Genomic DNA, 13,322 nt, shown 5'->3' with positions numbered 1-13,322 from the left:
GGGACGCGTGGTTCGATGAGGGACGTGCCTGCTCCCCGCGTGCTGTCCGGCATCCAGCCGACGGCTGACTCGTTCCACCTCGGCAACCTCCTGGGTGCGCTGCGGCAGTGGGTGGCGCTGCAGGACGACCACGACGCCTTCTACTGCGTCGTCGACCTGCACGCGATCACCGCGGAGCAGCCCGACCCGGCAGTGCTGCGCCAGCGCACGCTGGTCTCCGCCGCGCAGTTGCTCGCGCTGGGCGTCGACCCCGAGCGCAGCACGCTGTTCGTGCAGAGCCACGTGCCCGAGCACGCCCAGCTCGCCTGGGTGCTGCAGTGCCTCACCGGCTTCGGTGAGGCCAGCCGGATGACCCAGTTCAAGGACAAGAGCACCCGCGAGGGCGCCGGCGCGGCGTCGGTCGGGCTGTTCACCTACCCCGTGCTGCAGGCCGCCGACATCCTGCTGTACCAGGCCGCCCGGGTGCCGGTGGGCGAGGACCAGCGCCAGCACCTGGAGCTCACCCGCGACCTGGCCACCCGGTTCAACGGTCGGTACGGCGACACCTTCACCCTGCCGGAGGCCTACGTGCCCCCGGGTGCGGCGAAGGTGCTGGACCTGCAGTCGCCGGACAAGAAGATGAGCAAGAGCCTCCCGCCGGCCGGCTGCGTGAACCTGCTGGACGACCCGAAGGTGACGGCGAAGAAGATCCGCTCGGCGGTCACCGACACCGGCCGCGAGGTCGTCGCCGACCCGGTGGGCAAGCCGGGCGTGACCAACCTGCTGGCCATCCACTCGGCGCTGTCCGGGCAGAGCACCGCCCAGTTGGAGGAGCACTTCGCCGGCCGCGGCTACGGCGACCTCAAGAAGGAGCTCGCCGACGTCGTCACCGAGGCCTTCGCCCCGGTGCAGCAGCGCACCGCAGAACTGCTGGCCGACACCGCCGAGCTGGAGCGGGTGCTGGCCGCCGGCGCCGCCCGCGCCCGTGCGGTCGCGGCCCCCACCCTGGCCACCGTCTACGAGCGGGTGGGCTTCCTGGCCCCGTTCGGGGGCACGCCGGCGTGACCGGACGACCGCTGCGCGCCGACGACACCTTCGTGCACCGCCCCCCGGCGGAGCGCGAGGTGCCGGCCGACACCGCCGTGCTGGGCGTGGTGGTGTCGATCCCGGAGCCGTGGGCGCAGCTGCTGGTCGAGTGGCGCGGCAAGTGCGGTGACCCGCAGGCGAACCTGGTCCCGCCGCACGTGACCCTGCTGCCGCCCACCGAGGTCGCGGTCGCCGACCGGCAGACGATCAGCGCACACCTGGCGCAGGTCGCGGACACCCACCCGCCCTTCGACATGCGCCTGTCGGGCACCGGCACGTTCCGGCCGGTCTCGGAGGTGGTCTTCGTCGCCGTGGTGCGGGGCATCGCCGACTGCGAGCTGATCGCCACCGACGTCCGCACCGGGCCGCTGGCCCGGCCGCTGGCGTTCCCGTACCACCCGCACGTCACCGTCGCGCACGACGTGCCCGGCGAGATGCTCGACCTGGCGCACGCCGGACTGGCCGAGGTGCACGCGGAGTTCCGGGTGGAGTCCTTCACCGAGTTCGAGCAGCTCCCCGACGGCGCGTGGGCCGTCGCCCGCGAGTACCCGCTCACCGGCGCACCGCGCTGACCTGCGGCGCGACCGGCCCCGGGGCCCGTCGGCCGACGCGCGCGGGAGGCGGTCAGACCGCAGACTCGGTCCGGTGACCGAGGCCAGGACGACACCCGGCCGTGCCGACGGCCCGGCCCCGGGCGGCCCGTTCACCCGGCTGGCGGCCGCCGCACGCCGCCTGCTGCGCCGGGGGCGCGACCGATGGGGGTGGCTGGACCACCTGGTGCACGCCGGTGGCCACTTCGACCGGGTGCAGGCCGACCTGCTCGCCTCCGGGGTCACCTACTACGTGTTCCTGGCGCTGTTCCCCGTCCTGCTGCTGGTCGCCGCCGTCGCCGGCCTGGTGCTGCGCGGCAACCCGCTGCTGGAGGAACAGCTCGTCTCCGGCATCCGCGACGCGGTGCCCGGCTCGACCGGCGACGACCTCGCCGCCCAGGCGGAGGTGGCGATCGACAGCGCCACCACCTTCGGCGTCGTCGGGCTGCTGGGTGCGCTCCTCCTCGGGCTGCGCGCGATGGACCGGATCCGGGTGGGCATGGACGTCGTCTGGCGGGGGCAACCCGACCCGCCGGCGTTCCTCGCCGACCGGGTCAAGGACGTCGCCGGGCTGCTGGGCTTCGGGGTGGCGGGGGCGCTGAGCGTCGGGCTGACCACGGGTGCGACGTCGGCGTCGGCGTGGCTGCTGGACCTGCTGGGGCTGGCGGACGCGCCCGGCGTCGGGGTGGTCACCGCGGCGGTGGCGATCGTGCTGGCGCTGGCCGGGGACACCCTGGTCTTCCTGTGGCTGCTGCGCGGCGTGCCCGACAACCCGTTCGGCTGGCGCCGGCTGCTGCCCGGCGCGGTGTTCGGGGCGGTCGGCTTCGAACTGCTCAAGGTGGCCGGCAACATCTACCTGACGATCATCAGCGGCAACGTCACCGCGCAGACCTTCGGCGGGATCGTGGGCCTGATCGTCTGGCTGAACCTGGTCTTCCAGTTCGCCTTCTACACCGCCGCGTGGACGGCGACGATCCCGGCCGTGGAGCGGGAGCGGATCGCTGCCGGCCACGTGCGGCCGAGGGTCAGCGCTCCGGACCTGGTGCCCCCGGACCCGGTGCCCCCGGACCCGGTGCCCCCGGACCCGGTGCCCCCGGACCGTCCGGGTCGTCCGACGGTGGTGTCCCCGGTGGTGTCCCCGGTGCGGACGGCGGTCGGGCTGCTGGGGGCCGGTGCGCTGGTGGGTGCGGTGGGGAGCCGGCTGCTGACCCGTCGTCGCCGGCCTCCGGCCGGCGGCTGACCGGGCGACGGGCCCGGCGGCGGCCCAGCAGGGTCGCGAGCACCACCAGGACCGCGGCCACCGCCAGGGCGGCCGGCACCAGCGGGCTGTCCTGCTCGGCCGCGGCCGGTGCGGCGGTGACCGGTGGCGCAGCGGCGGCCGGCGACGGCGTCGCGGTCCGGCTGGGCCGGGCCGAGGTGGCCGGCGCGGTCGGCTCGGGCTCGTCCGGGGCGACCAGCCGGCCGGGGGCCTCGACGGTGGCCGGGGTGGCGAAGCCCCAGTCGAGCAGGCGGGCCGCCTGCTGCTGTTCGTGCACCGGGCGGCGTTCTGCCTGCATCAGGCTGACCACCAGCCGGCGGCCGTCACGCTCGGCGGCGGCCACGAAGGTGTGCCGCGCCGCGTCGGTGAAGCCGGTCTTGCCGCCCAGCGTCCCCGGGTAGTCCCACATCAGCCCGTTCTGCGACTGGATCTGGAAGCCCTCGTACCCGGGCGCCGGGGGCATCTGCGCGATCCGGGTCTGCAGGACGTCGAGCGTGTAGGGGTCGGTGACCAGCTCGCGCATGAACAGCGCCAGGTCGTAGGGCGAGGACGACTGGCCGGCGACGTCGAGCCCGGACGGCGTGCCGACGACGGTGTCCGATGCCCCCAGCCGGGCGGCGGTGGCGTTCATCGCCGCGACCGTGGGCGGCACCCCGCCGGCGGCGCGGGCCAGGGCGTTGGCCGCGTCGTTGCCCGACTGCATGACCAGCGCCCGGAAGAGCAGGTCGACGGGGTACTGGCCGTCGCGCACCAGGCCCACCCGGCTGCCCTCGATCGCCTCGTCCTCCACCGTACCGACCACGACCTGCCCCGGGTCGAGCTGCGGGGCGAGGGTCAGCAGGGTCAGCGTCTTGAGGGCGCTCGCCGGGTAGTAGCGGCCGTGGGGGTCGCGGGCGCCGAGCACCTGGCCGGTGCCCGCGTCGGCCACCAGCCAGCCGCGCGCGTCGATGCCCTCCGGCAGCGGCGGGGCGCCCTCGGCGGTGACCACCCCGCGGGTGTCCAGCCCCTCCCCGCCCACGGTGCTGCCGTCCGCGGCGCTCCCCTGCGGCGGACCCGCGGCGTAGGGGGTGCTCGGGGTGGGGGCGGACGGGTCGACGGTGGGCCGGGCGGTCTCGGCGCGGGCGGGGGCACCGGCGGGGGCGAGCACCGCGACAGCGGCCGTGAGGCAGGTGAGCAGGGTGCAGGCGACGGCGGACCGGACGGCGGCGCCGGCGCGCGACCGGGCCGGGGGCGTCGGGTGGCGCATGACGGGCACGCTAACCCGGCCGGGCCCGAGGGCCGGGTGTGGGCGCCGTCTCACCACGGCCGGCAGGTGTGTGCCCGGTGTTGCCCGTAGGCAACGATCCCATCTCTATCCGTCGCCTGGTGGCCGCACCCGCGCCACCCGCAGTTAGCGTGCCGGGGGCGTCGTCGTCCCGCCCGGCTCCCGGGCAGAGGGCGGCGACGGAGCACCGGACACCCCCAGGCACCGGGGTCCACCGACCAGGTCGGCGGGCCCATGAGAGAGGAGACCGTCTTGCGCCGAGTGCGTGGGATGAAGGCCGCGGCACTGCTGCTGGCCGGCAGCATGGCCCTGGCGGCCTGCGCCAGCGACGAGACCGACGGCGACTCGGGCGGCAGCGCCAGTGGCGGCGGCGGCGACGAGCTCATGGTCGGTCTGGCCTACGACACCGGCGGTCGGGGCGACAAGTCGTTCAACGACTCCGCCTACGCCGGGGTCGAGGCCGCCATCGAGGAGATGGGCGGCGAGGTGCAGGAGCTGTCGCCCAACGACGACGGCTCCGACCGCGCCGAGCTGCTCACCCAGCTGGCCGAGCAGGGCTACGACCCGGTGATCGGCGTGGGCTTCGCCTACGGCGAGATCATCGGCGACATCGCCGCCGAGTACCCCGAGACCACCTTCGCCGTCGTCGACTCGTCGGTGGCCGAGATGGACGCCGACAACCTGACCGGCCTGCTCTTCGCCGAGGAGCAGGGGTCCTTCCTCGCCGGCGCGGCTGCGGCGCTGAAGTCCGAGACCGGCCACATCGGCTTCGTCGGCGGCGTCGAGAACCCGCTGATCCAGAAGTTCGAGGCGGGCTACGTCGCGGGCGCCCAGGCGGTCGACCCGGACATCATCATCGACACCCAGTACATCTCCCCGGCCGGTGACTTCTCCGGCTTCGGCGACCCGGCCCGCGGCCGGATCGTCGCCCAGGGCATGTTCGACGCCGGCGCCGACATCGTCTACCACGCGGCCGGCGGCTCGGGTCAGGGCGTCTTCGAGGCCGCGGCCGCCTCCGGTGGCCGCGCGATCGGTGTCGACTCCGACCAGTACGAGACGGTCGGTGACCCGGCGCTGCAGGCGGTGATCATGACGTCGATGCTGAAGCGGGTCGACAACGCGGTGGAGTCGTTCATCACCGACTTCTCCGAGGGCTCCGTCGACGGCGGCCAGGACATCGTCAACGACCTGTCGACCGACGGGGTGGGGCTGTCCACCTCCGGCGGGCAGATCGACGACATCCAGACCCAGATCGACGACTACCGGCAGCAGATCATCGACGGCGAGATCGAGGTCCCGACGATCCCGTGACGCGCTCGTCCTGAGCAGCACGGACGCGGCGGGCCCGGGGGCGGTACACCCCCCGGGCCCGCCGTTTTCCGTGTGTACCGTCTCCGCGTCGGACCGGACGTCGTCCGACGCGCTCACGACCGGAAGACCTCCGGTCACCAGTCCCGGTCCAGCGCCCACCATGGAGTCCCCGTTGAACGAGTCGGCACCACTGGCGGTCGAGCTGCGTGGCATCACCAAGCGCTTCCCCGGCGTCGTGGCCAACAAGGACATCGAGCTGCGCGTCCGGCGCGGTGAGGTGCACGCCATCGTGGGGGAGAACGGCGCGGGCAAGTCCACGCTGATGAAGACCCTGTACGGCATGCACCGCCCGGACGAGGGCGAGATCCTGCTCGACGGGAAGCCGGCGACCTTCCGGAGCCCGGCCGATGCCATCGCCGCGGGCATCGGGATGGTCCACCAGCACTTCATGCTGGCCGACAACTTCACCGTGCTGGAGAACGTCGTCCTCGGCAGCGAGCCGACCAGGGGCGGCCGGCTGGACCGCGCGGCGGCCCGTCGCCGGATCCAGGAGATCTCCGACAGCTACGCCCTGGGCCTGCACCCCGACAGCCTGGTCGAGGACCTCGGCGTCGGTGACCGGCAGCGCGTGGAGATCGCCAAGGTGCTCTACCGGGGCGCCACCACCCTGATCCTCGACGAGCCGACCGCCGTGCTGGTCCCGCAGGAGGTCGACGAGCTGTTCGGCAACCTCGCCGAGCTCAAGCGCGAGGGCCTCACCGTCATCTTCATCTCGCACAAGCTCGACGAGGTGCGCAAGGTCGCCGACGCGATCACCGTCATCCGCCGGGGCACCACCGTCGGCACCGCCGACCCCCGGACGACGACGGCCAAGGAGCTGGCGGAGCTGATGGTCGGCGCCGAGCTGCCCGTCGCCGCGCCCCGGGAGTCCACGGTGCGCGAGGTCCCCGTGCTGCGGATGCGCGGGGTCTCCGTCAGCGCCGTCGCCGGTGGCCGGTCGGTCGTTGACGACGTGACCCTGACCGTGCGCGAGGGGGAGGTCGTCGGGATCGCCGGCGTCGAGGGGAACGGCCAGGCCGAGCTCGTCGACGCGATCATGGGCCTGCGGCCCCTGGCAGCCGGTGAGCTCCGGCTCGGCGACGAGGACATCGCGGACTGGAGCACCCGCCGACGCCGCGAGGGCGGCATCGGCTTCGTCCCCGAGGACCGGCACCGGCAGGGGATGCTGCTGGACGCGCCGCTGTGGGAGAACCGGATCCTGGGACACCAGACCCAGCCGCCGGCGGTCAAGGGCGTGTTCATCGACCGCAAGGGCGCCCGCGCGGACACCGCCCGGATCATGCGCGAGTACGACGTCCGCGCGCCCGGGCCGGACACCGCGGCGGTGGCGCTGTCCGGGGGCAACCAGCAGAAGCTGATCGTCGGGCGCGAGATGAGCGCGCACCCGCGGCTGCTGATCGCCGCCCACCCGACCCGCGGGGTCGACGTCGGCGCCCAGGCGGGCATCTGGGAGCTGCTCAAGGACGCCCGCGCGGAGGGGATGGGGATCCTGCTGGTCTCGGCCGACCTGGACGAGCTGATCAGCTTGTCCGACACGCTGCACGTGATGCTCCGCGGCGCGCTGGTCGCGACGCTGGACCCGAGACGCGTCACCCCGGAGGAACTCGGTGGGCACATGACCGGCGCCTCGCGCGGCGACCACTCGGTGGGTGCGGCGTGACCGCCCTCCGCCGGCTGGGCCTGTCGCTGATGGCCCCGGCCATCGCCCTGGTCGTGGCCCTCGCCCTGTCCGCGGCCGTCATCGCGCTGATCGGCCAGAACCCGGTCACCGCGGTCCGCGTCATGTTCGACTTCGGCGACTCGCCGGCCCAGCAGACCCAGGCGATCGTGCTCGTGCTCAACCGGGCGGTGCCGCTGTTCCTGGCCGGGCTGGCGGTCTCGGTCGCCTTCCGGATGGGCCTGTTCAACATCGGCGTCGAGGGCCAGTACCGGATCGCCACCGTGCTCGCCGCCGGCGCCGGCGCGGCGGTGGTCCTGCCCGGGCCGCTGCACCTGCTCTTCATCATCGTCGTCGCGATGGCGGTCGGGGCCTTCTGGGCCGGCATCGTCGCCGTGCTGAAGGTGACCCGGGGCGTGAGCGAGGTGATCAGCTCGATCATGCTCAACTTCATCGCCCTGGGGCTGGCGTCCTACCTGCTCACCGGGCCGCTGCGCGGGTCACCGGAGGGCGCCTCGATCATCACCACCAGCGAGATCCCCGAGTCCGGCTGGTTCCCCGGCCTCAACGGGGTGCTCACCGGCCTGGGCCTGGCCGAACCCCGCTCGGACCTCTACGGCTTCCTGGTCGTGGCCATCGTGGTCGGTGTCGTCGTGGCCGTGCTGATCAAGCGCACCCGGTTCGGCTTCGACCTGCGGGCCACCGGGATGTCGCCGTCCGCGGCGACCGCCAGCGGGGTGGACGCCCGCCGCATGGTGCTCAAGACGATGCTCATCTCCGGTGCCATCGCCGGCCTGATCGGCCTGCCCGAACTGCTCGGCGACGCGCACGACTACAACACCGAGTTCACCGCCGGGCTGGGCTTCCTGGGCATCGCCGTGGCCCTGCTGGGCCGCAACTCCCCGCTGGGCATCGCCTTCGGGGCGCTGCTGTTCGCCTTCCTGGACCGGGCCGCGATCCCGCTCCAGTTCGCCGACATCCCGGCCTCGGTCGTCACGATCATCCAGGGCACGATCGTGCTCGCCGTCGTCGTCGCCAACGAGATCGCCCGCCGGGTGACCCGGCAGCAGGCCGAGCGCGGCAACGCGGTCGCGCCGCCCACCTCCGGTGACGGCAGCACCGGTGGCGGGCAGGGGCCCGGCGACGGGCCGCCGCCGGACGGCGGTCCCACGACGGGCACCGGCACCGGCGTCGGGGTCCGCAACGCGTCCGGCGAACCCGGCCGCACCGACAGCCGTCAGGGAGCAGGGGCATGAGCACCGCAACCGCCGTACCCACCTCCGCCGGCCGCGGGCCGGTGACCGAGCTGTTCCTCGGCGGTGGCCGGGCGCGCCGGGTGACCTGGCTGCTGGTCGGGCTGCTGGTGCTGTTCTCCGCGGTCCGGGTGATCTCGGGTCAGCAGGCGCTGACGTCGTCGTCCACCTTCGGCGCCGCGCTGCTGCTCGCCGTGCCGCTCCTGCTGGTCGCCCTCGGTGGGCTGTTCGCCGAGCGCGCGGGCGTGGTCAACATCGGCCTCGAGGGCATGATGATCCTGGGCACCTGGGGCGCCGGCTGGGCCGGGTACCAGTGGGGCTGGGTCGGTGCGCTGGCCGGCGGCGCGCTCTTCGGGGCGCTCGGTGGCCTGGTGCACGCGGTCGCCACCGTCACCTTCGGCGTCGACCACGTCGTCTCCGGTGTGGCGATCAACATCCTGGCCGCCGGCGTCGTCCGCTTCCTCTCCGAGCTGCTCTACACCGACAACGCCGCGGGCGGCGGTGTCACCCAGTCGCCGCCGCTGTCCTCGAGCCCACCGCGCCTCTCGCTGCCGGTGCTCTCCTCCGGGCCCGACCTGCTCGGTGACCTGGAGTCCCGGCACTGGTTCCTGGTCAGCGACCTCGCCGGCCTGCTCCGCGGGGTGAGCAACGAGGTCGGTGTGCTCACCGTGCTGGCGGTGCTGATGGTCCCGGCGGCCTACCTGGTGCTCTGGCGGACCGCGTTCGGCCTGCGGCTGCGCTCCTGCGGGGAGAACCCGGCGGCGGCGGACTCCCTCGGCGTCCCGGTCTACCGGCTCAAGTACATCGCGGTGGTCATCTCCGGCATGCTGGCCGGGCTGGGCGGCGTCTTCCTGGTCTTCATCGCGAACATCTACCGCGAGGGGCAGACCAACGGCCGCGGCTTCATCGGCCTGGCCGCGCTGATCTTCGGCAACTGGCGGCCGGGCGGGCTCGCCGCCGGTGCCGGCCTGTTCGGCTTCGCCGACGCCCTGCAGCTGCGCAGCCGGACCGCCGTCGTCGCGCTGCTGCTGCTCGTCGCCGTGATCCTGGTGGGGGTGGCGATCTGGCAGGCCACCCGGCGCCGCTACGTGCAGGCGGTGATCGCCGTGGCGTTCGGTGCCGCAGCGCTGGCCGGCTTCCTCACCATCGACCAGCTGCCCCCGGGCATCGTCTCCTTCACCCCGCACCTGACCACGCTGCTGGTCCTGTCGCTGGCCTCGCAACGGCTGCGGCCGCCGAAGGCCGACGGGCTGGTCTACCGACGAGGAGAGCACTGATGGACGTCGACTGGGACGCCCTGCGGGCCTCGGCCCGGGAGGCGATGACGCACGCGTACGCCCCCTACTCGAAGTTCCCGGTGGGGGTGGCCGGTCTGGTCGACGACGGCCGGGTGGTCACCGGCTGCAACGTGGAGAACGCCTCCTACGGCCTGGGCCTGTGCGCCGAGTGCGGCATGGTCAGCGACCTGGCCCGCTCCGGGGGCGGCCGGCTGGTCGCCGTCGCCTGCGTCGGCGGCGACGGGCAGCCGCTGATGCCCTGCGGTCGCTGCCGGCAGCTGCTGTGGGAGCACGGGGGTGCGGACATGCTCATCGAGACGGTGTCGCTGGGCATCGTGCCGATGAGCGACGTGCTGCCCGACGCCTTCGGTCCCGACGATCTCGTGAAGGCGGCGTCCCGATGACCCAGCCGTTCGATGCCATCGACGTCATCCGCGCCAAGCGCGACGGCCGGCCGCTCACCCCGGAGGAGATCCGCTGGGTGATCCGCGCCTACACCGACCGCGTGGTGCCCGACGAGCAGATGAGCGCGCTGCTCATGGCGGTGTTCTTCCGCGGCATGTCCGGTGACGAGCTCGCCGCGTGGACCCAGGCGATGATCGACTCCGGGGTCCGCAAGGACCTCTCCTCGCTGGGCCGGCCGACCGCCGACAAGCACTCGACCGGCGGCGTCGGCGACAAGATCACCCTGCCGCTGGCCCCGCTGGTGGCGGCCTGCGGGGTCGCCGTCCCGCAGCTGTCCGGGCGCGGGCTGGGCCACACCGGCGGCACGCTGGACAAGCTGGAGTCCGTGCCCGGCTGGCGGGCCTCGCTCACCGACGCGGAGTACGTGCAGCAGCTGCGCGACGTCGGCGCGGTGATCTGCGCCGCCGGCGCCGACCTCGCCCCGGCGGACAAGGTGCTGTACGCGCTGCGCGACGTCACCGGCACGGTCGAGTCGATCCCGCTGATCGCCAGCTCGATCATGAGCAAGAAGATCGCGGAGGGCGCCGACGCGCTCGTGCTGGACGTGAAGACCGGCTCGGGCGCCTTCATGCGCGACCCCGACGACGCCCGCATGCTGGCCCGCACCATGGTCGGTCTGGGCGAGGCGGCCGGCGTGCGCACCGTCGCGCTCGTGACGGCGATGGACCGGCCGCTGGGCCGCTCGGCGGGCAACGCCGTCGAGGTCGCCGAGTCCGTCGAGGTGCTCGCCGGCGGCGGGCCGGCCGACGTCGTCGAGCTGACCCTGGCGCTGGCCCGGGAGATGCTCGCCGGGGTCGGGCGGGACGACGTCGACCCCGCCGACGCGCTCGCCGACGGGCGCGCGATGGACGCCTGGCGGGCGATGATCGCCGCCCAGGGCGGGGACCCGGACGCCGCCCTGCCGCAGCCGACCGAGCGGCACGTGGTGACCGCCCCGGCCACCGGAACCCTGACCAGGCTGGACGCCTACGCGCTCGGGGTGGCCGCCTGGCGCCTGGGCGCCGGGCGTGCCCGCAAGGAGGACCCGGTCTCGGCCGCGGCGGGTGTCGTCTGGCACGCGGGCGTGGGGGAGCAGGTGACCGCCGGGCAGCCGCTGCTGGAGCTGCAGACCGACGACGCCGCCCGCATCCCGCGCGCGCTGGAGGCGCTGGAGGGCGCCGTCGGCGTCGACACCGGTGACCAGCCGCTGCCGCTGCTGATCGACCGCATCACCGGCTGAGCGGCGCGCCCCGGCGCCCGGTCGCACAGGTGGGTGGAGGACACTGTCCCCTCGTGCAGAAGGACTCGCTCCTCCCCGCCACCGGCGCGGCCGTGGCGCCGCCGCTGGACCCGGACGCCGCCATCTCGGTGCGCGGCCTGGTCAAGCGCTACGGGGACCGCGCGGCCGTCGACGGCCTGGACCTGGACATCCGGCGCGGGGAGATCTTCGCGCTGCTGGGACCCAACGGCGCCGGCAAGACCACCACCGTCGAGGTGCTGGAGGGCTACCGCAGCCGTGACGGCGGCGACGTCCGGGTGCTCGGCGTCGACCCGGCCGCCGGGGGGCGGGCCTGGAAGGGCGAGCTGGGCATCGTGCTGCAGTCCGGTGCCGGGGACAGCCAGCTGACCTGCCGCGAGCTGCTGCGCGCCCAGGCGTCCTACTACGCCGACCCGCGCGACCCCGACGAGGTGCTGGAGCTGGTCGGGCTCACCGAGAAGGCGGGCTCCCGCGGCCGCACCCTCTCCGGCGGCCAGCGCCGCCGCCTCGACGTCGCACTCGGCATCGTCGGCCGCCCCCGGCTGCTGTTCCTGGACGAGCCGACGACCGGCTTCGACCCGGAGGCCCGCCGGCAGTTCTGGTCGCTGATCCGGTCGCTGCGCGACCTGGGCACCACGATGCTGCTCACCACCCACTACCTGGACGAGGCCGAGGAGCTGGCCGACCGGGTGGGTGTGATCGCCCGCGGCCGGCTGGTCGAGGTCGCCGTCCCGGCCGAGCTCGGTGGGCGGGGGACCGCGCCCGCCGTCGTCAGCTGGACCGAGGACGGCGCCCGCCGGGTGGCCGAGACCGCCACCCCGACGGCGTTCGTCGCCGGGCTCGCCGCCCGGTTCCCCGGTGAGGTGCCCGACCTGGCCGTCGCCCGCCCCACGCTCGAGGACGTCTACCTGAAGATGATCGGAGAGCCGGCATGACGGCCACCACGGAGCGCTCGCTGCCGTCGATCGCCGGCGTCTGCCGGACCCGGGCGGGGGTCGAGCTCAAGGAGTTCTTCCGCCAGCGCGAGTCCGTCGTCTTCACGCTGATGTTCCCGGTCATCCTGCTGCTGGTCTTCGGCGCGGTGCTCGACTACGACCTGGGATCCGGGGTCAGCTTCACCCAGTACTTCATGGCCGGGGTGATCGCCGCCGGGATCCTCGGCGCCAGCCTGCAGAACATGGCGATCAGCATCGCCACCGAGCGCTCCGACGGCACGCTCAAGGGTCTGGCCGGCACGCCGATGCCCAAGAGCGCCTACTTCGTCGGCAAGGTCGTGCAGGTCCTCGTCGTCACCCTGGCGATCGTGGCGATCCTGCTGGTGATCGGCGTCGTCTTCTACGACGTCGCGCTGCCCTCGGGCACCGACTGGCTGACCTTCGCCTGGGTCGCCGGGCTCGGCTCGGCGGCCTGCACGCTGCTGGGCATCGCGGTCTCCAGCCTGGCCCGCAACGGCCGGTCGGCGTCGGCCACGGTGACCCCGATCGCGCTGGTGCTCCAGTTCATCTCCGGGGTGTTCTTCCAGTTCAGCGAGGTGCCCACCTGGCTGCAGACGATCGCGGCCCTGTTCCCGCTGAAGTGGATGGCGCAGGGGCTGCGGTCGGTCTTCCTGCCCGACGCGCTGGCGGCCGCCGAGCCGGCCGGCACCTGGGAGCTGGGCCGGGTCGCCCTGGTGCTGGGCATCTGGTGCGTCGTCGGCCTGGTGCTCTGCGTGCGCACCTTCCGCTGGCAGGACCGGAGATGACACAGCGGCCCTCCGGGCCGCACCGCGGCCAGGAGGCGTCCCCCGGCCGCGCTGAGCCGTTCCCCGGAGTCGGGTCGGGAGCCTCCGGCCCCGCGACCCGACTCCGGACGCCCTGACGGGCGGGGTCCGTACCCGTCCCCGGCT

The 13,322-nt window shown here is 74.1% G+C and carries 11 protein-coding genes and 1 pseudogene; 11 read left to right on the top strand and 1 reads right to left on the bottom strand.

Annotated elements, in window-relative coordinates; translation table 11 throughout:
• Positions 1 to 15 precede the first annotated feature (15 nt).
• The 3 genes and pseudogenes from trpS to JD78_RS22310 form a co-directional block, all read left to right on the top strand.
• A complete protein-coding gene (gene trpS / locus JD78_RS13960; RefSeq protein WP_153361712.1) occupies positions 16 to 1,044 on the top strand; it encodes a tryptophan--tRNA ligase in 1,029 nt (342 codons plus the stop codon).
• Positions 1,041 to 1,637: a 2'-5' RNA ligase family protein gene (locus JD78_RS13955; protein ID WP_153361713.1), complete on the top strand. Its 597-nt coding sequence runs from the start codon at positions 1,041 to 1,043 to the stop codon at positions 1,635 to 1,637. Before trpS ends, JD78_RS13955 begins: the two co-directional genes overlap by 4 nt.
• A 73-nt stretch (positions 1,638 to 1,710) precedes the next feature.
• Positions 1,711 to 2,571 (top strand): annotated as a pseudogene (locus JD78_RS22310) (YihY/virulence factor BrkB family protein); the annotation flags it as partial.
• A gap of 109 nt (positions 2,572 to 2,680) precedes the next feature.
• Here JD78_RS22310 and JD78_RS13950 read toward each other — a convergent pair.
• A complete protein-coding gene (locus tag JD78_RS13950; RefSeq protein WP_166521200.1) occupies positions 2,681 to 4,159 on the bottom strand; it encodes a D-alanyl-D-alanine carboxypeptidase family protein in 1,479 nt (492 codons plus the stop codon).
• Between the two features lie 279 nt (positions 4,160 to 4,438).
• On the opposite strand from JD78_RS13950, the gene JD78_RS13945 reads away from it, so the two are divergent.
• From JD78_RS13945 to JD78_RS13910, 8 genes are all read left to right on the top strand, one after another.
• A complete protein-coding gene (locus JD78_RS13945) occupies positions 4,439 to 5,488 on the top strand; it encodes a BMP family lipoprotein (RefSeq protein ID WP_228395329.1) in 1,050 nt (349 codons plus the stop codon).
• A gap of 172 nt (positions 5,489 to 5,660) precedes the next feature.
• The gene (locus tag JD78_RS13940) at positions 5,661 to 7,208 is read left to right on the top strand and encodes an ABC transporter ATP-binding protein (RefSeq protein ID WP_228395325.1); all 1,548 of its coding nucleotides are present in this window, start codon (positions 5,661 to 5,663) and stop codon (positions 7,206 to 7,208) included.
• Complete coding sequence (locus JD78_RS13935) at positions 7,205 to 8,461, top strand: ABC transporter permease (protein ID WP_194290529.1); 1,257 nt, start codon at positions 7,205 to 7,207, stop codon at positions 8,459 to 8,461. Before JD78_RS13940 ends, JD78_RS13935 begins: the two co-directional genes overlap by 4 nt.
• Complete coding sequence (locus JD78_RS13930; protein ID WP_153361715.1) at positions 8,458 to 9,735, top strand: ABC transporter permease; 1,278 nt, start codon at positions 8,458 to 8,460, stop codon at positions 9,733 to 9,735. The genes JD78_RS13935 and JD78_RS13930 overlap by 4 nt, the downstream gene beginning before the upstream one ends.
• Complete coding sequence (locus tag JD78_RS13925) at positions 9,735 to 10,139, top strand: cytidine deaminase (RefSeq protein WP_166521198.1); 405 nt, start codon at positions 9,735 to 9,737, stop codon at positions 10,137 to 10,139. Before JD78_RS13930 ends, JD78_RS13925 begins: the two co-directional genes overlap by 1 nt.
• A complete protein-coding gene (locus tag JD78_RS13920; RefSeq protein WP_166521197.1) occupies positions 10,136 to 11,419 on the top strand; it encodes a thymidine phosphorylase in 1,284 nt (427 codons plus the stop codon). The genes JD78_RS13925 and JD78_RS13920 overlap by 4 nt, the downstream gene beginning before the upstream one ends.
• Positions 11,420 to 11,472: 53 nt before the next feature.
• Positions 11,473 to 12,372 (top strand): ABC transporter ATP-binding protein, encoded by a 900-nt coding sequence (locus JD78_RS13915; protein WP_208104105.1) that lies wholly within the window; start codon positions 11,473 to 11,475, stop codon positions 12,370 to 12,372.
• Positions 12,369 to 13,178, top strand: coding sequence for an ABC transporter permease (locus JD78_RS13910; RefSeq protein WP_153361716.1), 810 nt, complete (start codon positions 12,369 to 12,371; stop codon positions 13,176 to 13,178). Before JD78_RS13915 ends, JD78_RS13910 begins: the two co-directional genes overlap by 4 nt.
• The last annotated feature ends 144 nt before the right edge of the window (positions 13,179 to 13,322 follow it).

It is taken from the genome of Modestobacter roseus (assembly GCF_007994135.1).
Classification (GTDB): Bacteria; Actinomycetota; Actinomycetes; order Mycobacteriales; family Geodermatophilaceae; genus Modestobacter; species Modestobacter roseus.
This window is presented reverse-complemented; position numbering and strand designations above follow the sequence as displayed.

Bases quoted from the DNA above. Each gene is read 5' to 3' on its own strand.
- trpS (WP_153361712.1), top strand. From the start codon at position 16: ATGAGGGACGTGCCTGCTCCCCGCGTGCTGTCCGGCATCCAGCCGACG.
- JD78_RS13950 (WP_166521200.1), bottom strand. From the start codon at position 4,159: ATGCGCCACCCGACGCCCCCGGCCCGGTCGCGCGCCGGCGCCGCCGTC.
- JD78_RS13930 (WP_153361715.1), top strand. From the start codon at position 8,458: ATGAGCACCGCAACCGCCGTACCCACCTCCGCCGGCCGCGGGCCGGTG.
- JD78_RS13925 (WP_166521198.1), top strand. From the start codon at position 9,735: ATGGACGTCGACTGGGACGCCCTGCGGGCCTCGGCCCGGGAGGCGATG.
- JD78_RS13920 (WP_166521197.1), top strand. From the start codon at position 10,136: ATGACCCAGCCGTTCGATGCCATCGACGTCATCCGCGCCAAGCGCGAC.
- JD78_RS13910 (WP_153361716.1), top strand. From the start codon at position 12,369: ATGACGGCCACCACGGAGCGCTCGCTGCCGTCGATCGCCGGCGTCTGC.